The following is a 12,871-nucleotide window of genomic DNA, read 5'->3' on the forward strand; positions in this document are numbered from 1 at the left end:
CGCTCCGATCTGTGGAAAGACCCGGAATCATCCGGGTCTTTCCTTTTCAAAGCGCCCCTGCGTCAAGGAATGCCGATGGATCGTGACCTTGCCAGCCTCTGGATTGGCGGACAGCTTGGCGAAATTGAAATCGCCAGCATCCATTCGTTTCTGCGGCTGGGGCACAAGCTGATCGTTTACAGCTATGATCCCGTTCCCAATCTGCCGCGCGATGTGGAAAGCAGGGATGCGGCGCAGATCCTGCCCGCCCGCCGCATCGTCCGGCATCGCCGCAGCGGCAGTCCTGCGCTGCATTCTGATCTGTTCCGTTATGCGCTGATGGATCGCAGCGCGGCGATCTGGGTCGATCTGGATATGATCGCCCTGCGGCCCTTCCGGTTCGATTCGCCTTACGTCTTTGGCTTTGAAGATCACGCCGGGTCGGTGAATTGCGCGGTCTTGCGGATGCCCCGTGAATCGCAGGCCCTTCGGGCATTGCTGGCCTTCAACGAGGATACGGTTGGCACCCCGCCCTTGCTGACGGGGTTTCGGAAATGGAAATATCGCCTGCGCGGTCTTGGGCGCGGCCTGCCGATCGACGTGTGGCCGTGGGGCAGCATCGGCCCTCATGCGCTGACGCATTATCTGCGCGAAACCGGCGAAATTTCCCACACCATGCCGGTCGAGGCGTTCTATTCCGTGCATATCGGCCAGATGGAGCGGTTCATCACCCCTGGCGCGCTGACCCCGGCGCAGATCCCCGATTCAGCCTATGGGCTGCATCTGTGGGGCGGCCTGATGCGGGCGCATCTGGCGCAGCATCATGGCGGGCAGGTGCCCGAAGGGTCGTATATGGCCGGGCTGATCGAACAGGCGCGACGTGACGGGATCACCGTCTAAGCCATCTGTTCGATGGCGCTTTTCTTGACCATGATGCCCCGCATGACTGCTTTGCGCTTTTGCTGGACCTGACGATGACCCTTCCCATTTCTGCCTTCGTGATCTGTCAGAACGAAGAACGTGTGATTGAACGCTGCCTGCGCAGCGTGGACTTCTGCGCCGAGATCATCGTCGTGGACTCTGGCTCGACCGACAACACGGTGGCCCTCGTCGAGGCTCTGCGCGATGAGGGGCTGCCGATCACGCTTCTGCACGAACCATGGCGCGGGTTCGGGGCGCAAAAACGGTTCGCGCTGGACCAATGCACGCAGGATTGGTGCCTGTCCATCGACAGCGACGAAAGGGTCAGCCGCAACCTGCGCGCCCGGATACCGGAATTGCTGAATCAGCCGGGCGTGAACGGGTGGAAGATTACCCGTTACGATTATCTGATCGGCTATGGCTATGTCCCCCTGCGCGCGCATGAGCGGTATCACAACCGGCTGTTCCGGCGGGGAACGGGGCGTTTCAACGCCACCGATCTGGTCCACGAGGGTATCCTGATCGACGGCGAGGTGCGCAAGGCGCAGCCTGGCGGCTTGCTGCATTTCAGCCCGATCTTTCTGCACGACCAGATGCAGAAGGAAAACAAATACTCGACGCTCAAGGCGCAGATGCAGGCCGGGCGCGGGAAAAAGGCCCGGCCGTGGAAGATGATCTTCAGCCCGCCGGTGTTCTTTCTGCGCTGGTATTTCCGCTACGGGCTGTGGCGCTGCGGCTGGCCGGGCTTTATTCACGCGGCCAAGGGCGGCATCTATGCCTTCCTGACCGAGGCCAAGCGGTATCAGGCCGAGGCCGCTCGCCGGGTTCCCCCCGACGAGCCGCACGAGCCGGACGGATACTGACCGTCGCAGCCCGGATCAGATCGCGCGCCGCCCGCAGGGCTGACGGCGCGCGGGTGCGTTACGCCGGGTCTTTCGCAAAGCGCAGATAGGGCAGCTTTTTGTCCAGCGTGCCGTATTTGGCCTCGGCTGCGGCGTCGTCCAGCGACAGGGCGACGATCACATCCTGACCGGGCACCCAGTTCGCCGGGGTGGCCAGCGGCACGCCGTCGGTTTTCTGGATCGCGTCCAGCGCGCGCAGGATTTCGGCAAAGTTGCGCCCCACCGACATCGGATAGGTCAGCGACAGCCGCACCTTTTTGTCAGGCCCGATGATATAGACGGTGCGCACCGTGGCTGAATGCGCGGGCGTGCGGCCCTCGGTCGGCAGATAGAATTCGGCGGGCAGCATGTCATAGGCTTTGGAAACCGTCAGATCGGTGTCGTCGATGATCGGGAAATCCGCCGGTGCGCTGGCAAAGGCGGAAATGTCGCGCTTCCATTTCTGGTGGTCGTCCACGCTGTCCACCGACACGCCGATGACCTTGGTGTTCCGCTTTTCCCATTCGGCGGCCAGTTGCGCGACGGCGCCGAATTCGGTGGTGCAGACCGGGGTAAAGTCGCGCGGGTGGCTGAAGATGATGGCATAGCTGTCGCCGATCCAGTCGTGAAAGCGGATTTCGCCCTCGGTCGAATTGGCGGTGAAATCGGGGGTGGTGTCGTTGATACGAAGCGACATGGGAACCTCTTGCAAAGGGTGGTCGGGGCATAGCATAGGGTCGCCGGCGCTGATTGCCACCCGTGATCGTGCTGGCAGAATGACCGGCAAACCGGGCAGATCGCCCATTGATCCGGCCTTGCAGACGGCAATCGCGGGTGCCACCTTGATGCAAACAACCTCAAGGGAGACGCGACATGGCCGATCTTGCCGACAAGCGGAAGTTCTATATCAACGGCGAATGGGTGGACCCGGCGCAGCCGAACGACCTTGAGGTGATCGACCCGTCCACCGAAGAAGCCGTCGCCGTCATCAGCCTTGGCGATCAGGCCGATACCGACCGGGCGGTGGCTGCGGCCAAGGCGGCATTCCCGGCATGGTCGGCAACCGCGCCTGCGGAACGGCTGGCCTATGTGGAAAAGATCCTTGAAATCTATAACCGCCGCGCCAGCGACATGGCCGCCGCGATCACCCATGAAATGGGCGCGCCGCAGGATATGTCGCTGGGCGATCAGGTTGATGCCGGCAGCTATCACATCGGGAATTTCATCAAGGCGTTCAAGGATTTCAAGTTCATCCGCCCCTTGGGCGATCACGCCCCCACCAGCATGACCGCGTGGGAACCCGTGGGCGTGGTGGCGCTGATTACGCCGTGGAACTGGCCGATGAATCAGGTCACGCTCAAGGTTATTCCGGCGCTGCTGGCGGGGGATACCTGCATCCTGAAACCGTCGGAAATCGCGCCGCTGTCCAGCATCGTCTTTGCCGAGATCGTTGACGAGGCGGGCCTGCCGCCGGGTGTGTTCAACATGGTCAATGGCGATGGCGAAGGGGTGGGCACGCAACTGACCGTGCATCCCGATGTCGAGATGATCTCTTTTACCGGATCGACCCGCGCGGGCATCGCCATCAGCAAGGCCGCCGCCGAGGGGCTGAAAAAGGTGGCGCTGGAACTGGGCGGCAAGGGGGCGAACCTGATCTTTGCCGATGCCGACGACAAGGCGGTGGTGCGCGGGGCGCGGCATTGTTTCTATAACAGCGGCCAGTCGTGCAACGCGCCCACGCGGATGCTGGTTCAGCGTCAGGTCTATGACAAGGCGGTGGAAACGGCGGCGCAGGTGGCCAATGAAACGGCGGTCGCCACCGCGCATCAGCCGGGCAATCATATCGGTCCCGTGGTCAGCAAGCGCCAGTGGGATCAGATTCAGGGCCTGATCCAAAAGGGCATCGACGAAGGCGCGCGTCTGGTCGCCGGTGGCCCCGGTCTGCCCGAGGGGGTGAACCGCGGCTATTTCGTGCGCCCGACGGTCTTTGCCGATGTGAACAATGACATGACCATCGCGCGGCAGGAAATCTTTGGCCCGGTGCTGTCGATCATCCCCTTTGATACCGAGGAAGAGGCCATCGCCATCGCCAATGACACGGTTTACGGGCTGACCAACTATGTTCAGTCTCAGGACGGTGCGCGGCGTAACCGGCTGGCGCGGCAATTGCGGTCGGGGATGGTCGAGATGAACGGCGTGTCGCGCGGCGCAGGATCGGCCTTTGGCGGCGTCGGCAAATCGGGCCGCGCCCGCGAAGGCGGCGTCATGGGGCTGGAGGAGTTCATGGACTCCAGGGAAATCAGCGGCTGGGACAGCGACGCCTGAGCGCGCCGGTCATCTGGTGGGTCGGCCGCGATCTGCGGCTGACCGATAACCCGGCGCTGGTGGCGGCAGCGGCCAGCGGGCCGGTGCTGCCGCTTATGGTGCTGGACACGCCCGAAGATGCCTTGGGCGCGGCACCGGCGTGGCGGCTGGGGCAGGCGATGCGCGCGCTGGCCGATAATCTGGCGGCGCGCGGGTCGCGGCTGATCGTGCGGCGCGGCGATGCTGCCACGGTTCTGGCGGCGCTGATGGCGCAGACCGGCGCGCAGGCGGTGCATCTGAACAGCCCACGCCCGTTTTTCAGCGCAGCAGCAGTGCGGGTGGCTTTGGGCGAGGCGCTGCACATCCACCCCGGCAACTGGCTGTTGGCCCCCGGTTCGGTCAAGACCGGCGCGGGTGGGGCTTATCAGAAATTCACTCCGTTCTGGCGCAATCTGCGCGGGCGTGACATTGCCGCGCCTATGCCGGTGCCCCGGATCACCGCGCCCGCAGCCTGGCCTGCGTCTGACGATTGGCAGCTTGGCACCGCCATGCGCCGGGGTGCTGCGATTGTGGCGCGGGAAACGCGGGCGGGCCAAGCTGCCGCCCTTGCCAGGCTGGCCGAGTTTCTGGACGGTCCGGTTCAGGATTACACCGACGCCCGCAACCTGCCCGCCCACCCCGGCACCAGCGGCCTGTCGGATGCGCTGGCCGTGGGCGAGATTTCCGCCCGGCACATCTGGCACGCCGCAACGGCCGCGCGGGCCGAGGGCGCGCCGGGGGCCGAGACGTTTCTGTCTGAACTGGCATGGCGCGATTTCGCCCGCGATCTGTATTTCCACAGCCCGGCGATGGACCGGCAGGCGTGGCGGGCGGAATGGGACAGTTTCCCATGGCGCGACGATAACCCCGATGCCGGGTCTTGGCGGCGCGGGCTGACCGGCATCGACATCGTGGACGCCGGGATGCGCGAAGTTTATGCCACCGGGCGGATGCACAACCGCGTGCGGATGATCGCCGCCAGTTTCCTGACGAAACACTTGCTGACGCATTGGCGCATCGGCCTTGACTGGTTTGCCGATACGCTGACCGACTGGGACCCGGCCAGCAATGCGATGAACTGGCAATGGGTGGCGGGCAGCGGGCCGGATGCCGCGCCCTATTTCCGCATCTTCAACCCCGACACGCAGGCGGCGAAATTCGATCCGCGCGGCGATTATTGCCGCTATTGGCTAAGCGGGCCGGGGGATGCGCGGTTCCGCGCCGCGATCCCGCTGTCGTGGGATATACCGTCTGCCCGCCCCGCGCCGGTGATCGGCTTGGCCCAAGGCCGGGCACGGGCACTGGCCGCCTATGAGGCGGCGCGGCAGGTGCCGGGTTAGGCGGAAGCGGCTGCCTTAATGCGCGCTTTCGTCGCCCGCGCGCACCGCGGCGCGTTTTTCCGGCATTGCCTGTTCGACCGCGCCCTGTTTGTCGGAATCGCCGAAATTGGCCCAGACCTCGCCATTACCGGGCGGGGGCAGGTCTTCCTGACGCCATATGTGATGGATATGCGCCTTGGCGATCATCATGCCGGTGATCGGCGCGGTCAGAAAGATGAACAGGGTAATCAGCAGCTCATGCACGCTGACATGATCGCCAAAGACCGCAAACCACAGAAACGAGGCGATCAGCACTCCGCCAACCCCCAGCGTCGCCGCCTTGGTCGGGCCGTGCAGCCGGGTCATCGGGTCGGGCAGCTTGACCAGACCGATGGCCCCGATCAGCCCGAACAGGCCGGCAATCACCAGCAGGGCCGAGATAAGGATTTCCGCAATAAATGCCATCTGTCTGCCCCTTATTCGATTACATCGCCGCGCAGCAGGAATTTCGCATAGGCGACCGAGGACACAAAGCCCACCATCGCGAACAGCAGCGACACCTCGAAATACATGGTGGTGCCGTGCAGAATGCCGAACAGCGAAATCAGCGCGATCATGTTGATTGCCATCGTGTCCAACGCCAGCACCCGGTCGCCCACGCCGGGGGCAAAGACCACGCGATACAGGCACAGCAGTTGCGCCAGTCCGAAACAGCCAAAGGCGAACATCAGCGCATATTGGATCATTCGAAAATCTCCTTCAGGCGCGTTTCATAGCGGGCTTTGATGTCGTCGCGCACCGAATCCGGGTCGGGCGCGTGCAGGCAGTGGACCAGCAGATAGCGGCCGTCCTCGGACAGGTCGGAACTGACGGTGCCCGGGGTCAGGGTGACGGTGCCCGCCAGCACGGTGATCGCTTCGGGCGTGGTCAGATCCAGCGGCACCGAAATCCAGGCGGGGCGCAGCGCGCTGTTGGGTTTGAACAGGATGATCTTGGCCACCTGAATATTGGCCACGATAATGTCCCAGATCACCAGCAGAGCGTAAGAGATGACGTTGCCGATCCCGCGCATGCGGGGGCGGTCGGGCCAGTAAGGCGCGGTCATCGCCGGGATCACGATGCCAAGGATGGTCGCAAAGACCAGCGATCCCCAGGCAAAGCGGTTCACCAGCAGCATCCAGACCACGATCAGCAGCAGGCTTAGCATCGGGTGGGGGAACAGGCGCCGCATCATTATTTCGTGCCCTCCTGATTGGTCAGCACCGCATCGACATAGGCGGGCAGGTCGAACAGTTGATCGGCGGTGGTTTGCAGGTAATCGCTGACCGGCCCACCCAGCAGCGTCAGCGCCGCCAGACCCGCCAGCAGCAGCCCGACCGAGACAAAGGCCAGTGCGGGCGCGGCGGAATCGCCCACGTCCTGCACGGGTTCATCGGTTTCCAGCCGCACCGGAACCGGGCCGCGCGGCGGGCGGGGGCCTTCGTCGCTGTCATTGCCGGGGTCGGGCGACAGCGCCTCGGCCTTCCAGAACAGCACCGATCCGGCGCGGGCAAAGCCGATGATCGCCAGCAGCGACGTGACCAGCACCACCGACCAGATCCAGACCATCCACGGATCGCGGGCCGTCACCTCCAGCACCATCAGCTTGCCCAGAAAGCCCGACAGCGGCGGCAGACCCGCAACCGCGATGGCGGTGGCAAAGAACAGCGCCGAGATCAGGCCGCTGTTGATGATCGCCGGGCGCACCCGCAGCCAGCCATCGCCGCCGCGCCGTGCAATGACCAGATCGGCGATCAGGAACAGGGCAGCGGCGGCCAGTGTCGAATGGATCATGTAATACAGGCCCGCGCCCACGCCGGGCGGTGTGAACCGCGCGATCGGGATCAGCAGCATCCCGACAGAGCCGATGGCCGCAAAGGCCGCCAGCCGCGACAGGCTTTGCGTGCCGACGACGCCGATCTGGCCAAGGGCCAGCGTAATCAGTGCGGCAGGCAGGATCAGGTCGGTGGCCAGGGTCTCGATCACGCTGTCTTGCGGAAAGACCAGCGTGAAAAAGCGGATGATCGCATAGATGCCGACCTTGGACATGATGGCGAACAGCGCCGCCACCGGGCCGGGCGCATTGGCATAGGTCGCGGGCAGCCAGAAATGCAGCGGCACCACCGCCGCCTTGATGGCAAAGACCATCAGCAGGATCACCGCACCCACGCGCAGCAGGGCGGTGTCGCCCACCGGCATTTCCGCCACGCGCTGCGCCATATCGACCATGTTCAGCGTCCCGGTCGAGGCATAAAGCAGCCCCAGTGCCGCGAGAAACAGCGACGACCCGACGATGTTATAGGTGACGTATTGCACCCCCGCGCGCAGCCGCATCGCGCCGCCGCCATGGGTCATCAGGCCATAGCTGGCGATCAGCAGCACCTCAAAGAACACGAACAGGTTAAAGGCGTCGCCGGTCAGGAACGCGCCGCAGACGCCCATCAGCTGAAACTGCCACAGCGCGTGAAAGTGCCAGCCCTTGCGATCCCAGCCGGAACCGATGGCGTAAAGCTGCACCGACAGCGCCAGCACGGTGGTCAGCAGCAGCATCATGGTGGACAGCCGGTCCAGCATCAGCACGATGCCAAAGGGCGCGGACCAGTTGCCAAGGCGATACACATGGACGGTGCCATCCGCCGTCAGCAGGTTCAGATACAGCGCCAGCCCCAGCAGCAGCGAGGTGCCCAGAACGCTGAACACACGTTGCAGCACCAGATCGTGGCGCATCCACAGAATGATAAGCGCCCCCACGAAGGCAGGCAGCAGAACCGGGGCGATCAGCAGATGGCTCATGCGGTTTCGTCCTCGGGCTTGGTCCTGGCGGTTTTCAGCGGCGGCATCAGGCGGTCATCGTCGGGCATGTCGATATGGTCGTCGCCGCCCTCGATAAAGGCGCCAAGGGCCATCATCACCACCACGGCGGTCATGCCAAAGGCGATCACGATGGCCGTCAGCACCAGCGCCTGCGGCAGCGGGTCGGTATAGCTGATGTTTTCGGCGTAATTGTTCAGGATCGGCGGCTGGTTTACCGCCAGACGCCCGGACACGAACAGAAATGCGTTGATCGCATAGGTCAGCATGGTGGCACCCAGCACCACCGCAAAGGCGCGTCGGCGCAGCATCAGATAGATGGCACAGGCCATCAGAACGCCGATGGCAGAGGCGACAAGCAGTTCCATCAGCGGCTCCCTTGCGATGTCTGGTTGCGGGATGGGGCGATGTCCATCGGTTCGGTATTGACCGGCGCGCCCGACATCCGCGACAGACGGCTGAGCGAATTCAGCGCCAGCATCACCGCGCCGACGACGCACAGGAAGACGCCAAGGTCAAAGCCCATGGCCGAGGCCAGCTCAAATCGTTCGATAAAGGGCAGGAACGGGATGCCGAAATAGCCAAAGGCCGAGGTCAGGAACGGCATTCCGGCAAACCATGCCGCGACGCCGGTTACGCCCGCCGACAGCACACCGGCCCCGATCAGCGCGTGATAGGGCACCCGCTGGCGTTCCTGCGCCCAGGCAAAGCCCGAGGCCATGTATTGCATCAGCAGCGCGATCGAGACGACCAGACCGGCGATAAAGCCGCCGCCCGGCTGGTTGTGCCCGCGCATAAAGATATAGACGCCGACGACCAGCGAAATCGGCAGGATCACCCGCGTCGCCACCACCAGCATCATCGGATGCCGGTCGCCCGCGCGGGCCATGTCGGGCACCCACTGGCGCAGCTTTTGCGCGGACTTGCCCTGCATCAGCGTTTCGGTCAGCGCAAAGATGGCAAGGGCGGCGATGCTCAGCACCGTGATTTCGCCGAAGGTATCATAGCCGCGGAAATCCACCAGGATCACGTTCACCACATTGGTGCCGCCGCCGCCGGTATAGCTGTTGTCCAGCATATAGCCCGAGATGGTTTCGAACGCGAAATCGCTGCGCAGCATGGCATAGGCCAGCCCGCCAAAACCCAGCCCGGCCAATACCGCCAGCGCGCCATCCAGCCGCCGCTTGCCCGCGCTGGATTCCACCGGCGTGGCCTTGGGCAGAAAATTCAGCGCCAGCAGCAGCAGGATCACCGTCACCACCTCGACCGAGATCTGCGTCAGCGCAAGGTCGGGGGCCGACAGATAGGCGAACCCGACCGAGACCATCAGCCCGACAATCGCCATCAGCACCAGCGCCAGCAGGCGGTTGCGGTGATAGACGACCATGGCAAAGCTGCTGACGATCAGCATGAACCACCCGGCCAGCACCACCGGCGGCACCGGCAGCAGCGGCCGCACAGGCGCTGCATTGACCGAGGTGCTCCAGGCCAGCCAGCCAGCGGCCAGTGCCGCCACCACCAGCAGCGCGATGGCCCGCGCCATCGAGCCGTTGGTCAGCCCGTCGGTGATCCTGCGCGCCAGCCGCACCAGGGCCAGCACCAGCGCATCGAACATCGCCTTGGCCTCGGGGCGGGGGGCGGCATCCCACGCGGCCAGCAGCGGGCGATGCAGCCGCAGCAGGATCGCACCGCCGCCGATGGCGATGATCGACATCATCAGCGCGGGCGACCAGCCGTGCCACAGCGCGAAATAGCCGGTGAACGGCTGCCCGGTCACGGCCAGCGTGCTGGCCTTGACCAGCCACAGCGCCATCGCATTGGGCACCAGCCCGATCAGCACCACCAGCACCACCAACAGCGCGGGCGGCCCCCACAGGCCGGGGCCGGGGTCATGCGGATGATGCGGGTAATCGTGGCGCTCGGCCCCGGCGAAGGTGCCAAAGATGAACCGCAGCGAATAACCGACTGAAAACAGCGCCCCGATGGTTGCCAGCACCATAAAGGCCGATGCCCAGTGATCGGCATGGCTGGTGGCCTCGAGCATCAGTTCCTTGGAATAGAACCCGTTCAGCGGCGGGAAACCGGCCATCGACAGCGATGCGATGGTGCCGATGACAAAGGTGATCGGCATTAGCCGCCGCAGCCCCCCCAGACGCGCCAGCGAGCGGGTGCCGGTTTCATGGTCCACGATTCCGGCGGTCATGAACAGGGCCGCCTTGAAGGTGGCATGGTTGATGATGTGGAACATCGCCACCATCGCCGCCGTTTCCGTGCCAAAGCCCAGCAGCATGGTAATCAGGCCAAGGTGGCTGACCGTGGAAAAGGCCAGCAGCGCCTTGAGATCGTCCTTGAACAGCGCGATTCCCGCCCCCAGCACCATGGTTATCAGCCCGACCGGCGCCACGATCCAGAACCACGCATCGGTGCCCGCCAGCACCGGCCACAGCCGCGCCATCAGGAACAGCCCCGCCTTTACCATCGTGGCCGAGTGCAGATAGGCCGATACCGGCGTCGGCGCGGCCATGGCGTGCGGCAGCCAGAAATGGAACGGGAACTGCGCCGATTTGGTAAACGCCCCCAGCAGGATCAGGATCAGCGCGGGCAGATACCACTCGCTGGCCTGAATCGCCTCGCGCGCGGCCAGGATGTCGCTGATTTCATAGCTGCCGGCGATCTGGCCCAGGATCAGCATCCCGGCGATCATCGCCAGCCCGCCCGCTCCTGTCACGGCCAGAGCCATGCGCGCGCCCTGACGGCCTTCGGGCAGGTGCCGCCAGTAACCGATCAACAGGAATGACGACAGCGAGGTCAGTTCCCAGAACACCAGCAGCAGCAGGATGTTATCCGACAGCACGATCCCGACCATCGCGCCCTGAAACAGCATCAGATAGGTGTAGAACTTGCCCACCGGATCGCGGCGGCTGAGGTAATAGCGGGCATAGATGATAATCAGCAGCCCGATCCCCAGAATGAGGATGCCGAACAGCAGGCTTAGCCCGTCGATGCGGAAACTGGCGCGCAGCCCGATACGCGGCATCCAGTCGAAGCCGGCGGTGATGACCTGCCCGGCCATGATCGCGGGGATGTGCAGCAGCAACCCCAGCAGCGCCAGCCCGGTGGCCGTGGCGCAGGCGGTGGCGGCGACATCGCGCCCTGAACGGATCAGCAACCCCGGCAGCAAGGCGCCAAGAAAGGGCAGGATCGCGATCAGGATGGGTGACATGGGCCGCTCACTCCTAAGGGATTTCCGGTGTTTCTTTAGAATCGTTGCATCGGAGTCAAGCAGATCACCCAAAGCCTTTGCCGGTGTTCGCCTTTCGTGCTATGGCGGCGGAAACGACAAAAGAGGCAGTGATGCGGGTTCTGGGCATTGATCCGGGTTTACGGAACACCGGCTGGGGAATCATCGACGTGGACGGGCCGCGCCTGCGCCATGTCGCCAGCGGCGTGATCCGCTCGGCGGGCGATGATCTGGCCGCGCGGCTGGTGGTGCTGTTCGACGGTCTGTGCGACGTGATCGCGGCGCACCGCCCCGATCAGGCGGCGGTCGAACAGACCTTCGTCAACAAGGATGCCTCGGGCACGCTGAAACTGGGTCAGGCGCGCGGCATCGCCCTGCTGGCCCCGGCCCGCGCGGGGCTGAGCGTGGGTGAATATGCCCCGAACGCCGTCAAGAAAACCGTGGTCGGCGTCGGCCATGCCGCCAAGGATCAGATCGCGCATATGGTGCGCTTTCACCTGCCCGGCGTGGTTCTGGCGGGGCCGGATGCCGCCGACGCCCTGGCCATCGCCATCTGCCACGCCCACCACCTGCAAGGCCGCAGCCTGCGCATCAAGGTGGCGTCATGATCGGGCGTATCGCCGGGGTGATCCTGCACCGGGCGCAGGATCATGTGCTGATCGACGTGCGCGGCGTCGGTTACATCGTGCATATCAGCGAACGCACGGCGGCCAGCCTGCCGCCGGTGGGGCAGGCGACGGCGCTGTATACCGACCTGCTTGTGCGCGAGGATTTGCTGCAATTGTTCGGCTTTCCGACGCTGTATGAAAAGGAATGGCACCGGCTGCTGACCGGGGTGCAGGGGGTCGGGGCCAAGGTCTCGCTGGCTGTTCTGGGCACTTTGGGGGCCGAAGGTCTGGGCCGGGCGATTGCGATCGGCGATTGGGCCTCGGTCCGCAAGGCGCAGGGCGTGGGGCCAAAGCTGGCGCAGCGCATCGTGCTGGAGCTGAAAGACAAGGCCCCCGCAGTGATCGCCCTTGGCGGCAGCCTGACGGTGGGCGCGGCCGTGCCCGCCGCCGATCCGGCGGATGGCGCGGTGATCGACGACGCCCCGGCCCCCGCGCCGCCGCCACCTGCGGGCGTGCGCGCCGATGCCAGTGCCGCCGCAGATGCGCTGTCGGCGCTGACCAACCTTGGCTATGGCCCGTCCGAGGCGGCCTCGGCGGTTGCCACTGCGCAGGCTGCCGATCCCGCCGCCCTGGCCCCCGGCCTGATCCGCGCGGCCCTGCGCGCCCTGGCCCCCAAGGGATAAAGCACTGGAAACCGGGGCCGCCACGCCGCAGTTTATCATGCAGCAT

General features: G+C 64.8%; 13 protein-coding genes. 6 read left to right on the top strand and 7 right to left on the bottom strand.

What is annotated here, in order from left to right:
* Positions 1-75: 75 nt before the first annotated feature.
* Positions 76-879: a hypothetical protein gene (locus tag Q4G14_RS08445; protein WP_303361298.1), complete on the top strand. Its 804-nt coding sequence runs from the start codon at positions 76-78 to the stop codon at positions 877-879.
* 74 nt (positions 880-953) lie between these two features.
* Positions 954-1,763: a glycosyltransferase family 2 protein gene (locus Q4G14_RS08450; RefSeq protein WP_303361299.1), complete on the top strand. Its 810-nt coding sequence runs from the start codon at positions 954-956 to the stop codon at positions 1,761-1,763.
* A 58-nt stretch (positions 1,764-1,821) separates the two neighbouring features.
* On the opposite strand, the gene Q4G14_RS08455 is transcribed toward Q4G14_RS08450, so the two are convergent.
* The gene (locus tag Q4G14_RS08455; protein WP_303361300.1) at positions 1,822-2,478 is read right to left on the bottom strand and encodes a peroxiredoxin; all 657 of its coding nucleotides are present in this window, start codon (positions 2,476-2,478) and stop codon (positions 1,822-1,824) included.
* Between the two features lie 176 nt (positions 2,479-2,654).
* Between Q4G14_RS08455 and Q4G14_RS08460 the strand changes: the two genes are divergently transcribed.
* Positions 2,655-4,106, top strand: a complete 1,452-nt coding sequence (locus Q4G14_RS08460; protein WP_303361301.1) for an aldehyde dehydrogenase family protein — start codon at positions 2,655-2,657, stop codon at positions 4,104-4,106.
* Positions 4,103-5,464: a deoxyribodipyrimidine photo-lyase gene (locus Q4G14_RS08465; RefSeq protein ID WP_303361370.1), complete on the top strand. Its 1,362-nt coding sequence runs from the start codon at positions 4,103-4,105 to the stop codon at positions 5,462-5,464. The genes Q4G14_RS08460 and Q4G14_RS08465 overlap by 4 nt, the downstream gene beginning before the upstream one ends.
* Before the next feature lie 15 nt (positions 5,465-5,479).
* On the opposite strand, the gene Q4G14_RS08470 is transcribed toward Q4G14_RS08465, so the two are convergent.
* From Q4G14_RS08470 to Q4G14_RS08495, 6 genes are read right to left on the bottom strand one after another with little or no spacing between them, the layout of a single operon-like run.
* Positions 5,480-5,908, bottom strand: a complete 429-nt coding sequence (locus tag Q4G14_RS08470; RefSeq protein ID WP_303361302.1) for a Na+/H+ antiporter subunit G — start codon at positions 5,906-5,908, stop codon at positions 5,480-5,482.
* Between the two features lie 11 nt (positions 5,909-5,919).
* Positions 5,920-6,189, bottom strand: a complete 270-nt coding sequence (locus Q4G14_RS08475; RefSeq protein ID WP_303361303.1) for a K+/H+ antiporter subunit F — start codon at positions 6,187-6,189, stop codon at positions 5,920-5,922.
* Positions 6,186-6,677: a Na+/H+ antiporter subunit E gene (locus tag Q4G14_RS08480; RefSeq protein ID WP_303361304.1), complete on the bottom strand. Its 492-nt coding sequence runs from the start codon at positions 6,675-6,677 to the stop codon at positions 6,186-6,188. The genes Q4G14_RS08475 and Q4G14_RS08480 overlap by 4 nt, the downstream gene beginning before the upstream one ends.
* Positions 6,677-8,275, bottom strand: a complete 1,599-nt coding sequence (locus Q4G14_RS08485) for a monovalent cation/H+ antiporter subunit D (RefSeq protein WP_303361305.1) — start codon at positions 8,273-8,275, stop codon at positions 6,677-6,679. Before Q4G14_RS08485 ends, Q4G14_RS08480 begins: the two co-directional genes overlap by 1 nt.
* A complete protein-coding gene (locus Q4G14_RS08490) occupies positions 8,272-8,661 on the bottom strand; it encodes a Na+/H+ antiporter subunit C (RefSeq protein ID WP_303361306.1) in 390 nt (129 codons plus the stop codon). Before Q4G14_RS08490 ends, Q4G14_RS08485 begins: the two co-directional genes overlap by 4 nt.
* Entirely contained in the window at positions 8,661-11,516 is a 2,856-nt protein-coding gene (locus tag Q4G14_RS08495; protein ID WP_303361307.1) for a monovalent cation/H+ antiporter subunit A, read from the bottom strand. The genes Q4G14_RS08490 and Q4G14_RS08495 overlap by 1 nt, the downstream gene beginning before the upstream one ends.
* A 131-nt stretch (positions 11,517-11,647) precedes the next feature.
* On the opposite strand from Q4G14_RS08495, the gene ruvC reads away from it, so the two are divergent.
* Together ruvC and ruvA are read left to right on the top strand one after the other, a co-directional pair.
* Positions 11,648-12,142 carry a crossover junction endodeoxyribonuclease RuvC gene (gene ruvC / locus Q4G14_RS08500; RefSeq protein ID WP_303361371.1) on the top strand — a complete coding sequence of 165 codons (495 nt, stop codon included), beginning with the start codon at positions 11,648-11,650 and terminating at the stop codon, positions 12,140-12,142.
* The gene (gene ruvA, locus Q4G14_RS08505) at positions 12,139-12,825 is read left to right on the top strand and encodes a Holliday junction branch migration protein RuvA (RefSeq protein WP_303361308.1); all 687 of its coding nucleotides are present in this window, start codon (positions 12,139-12,141) and stop codon (positions 12,823-12,825) included. Before ruvC ends, ruvA begins: the two co-directional genes overlap by 4 nt.
* The last annotated feature ends 46 nt before the right edge of the window (positions 12,826-12,871 follow it).

It is taken from the genome of Paracoccus sp. (in: a-proteobacteria), from assembly GCF_030538755.1.
GTDB lineage: Bacteria > Pseudomonadota > Alphaproteobacteria > Rhodobacterales > Rhodobacteraceae > Paracoccus.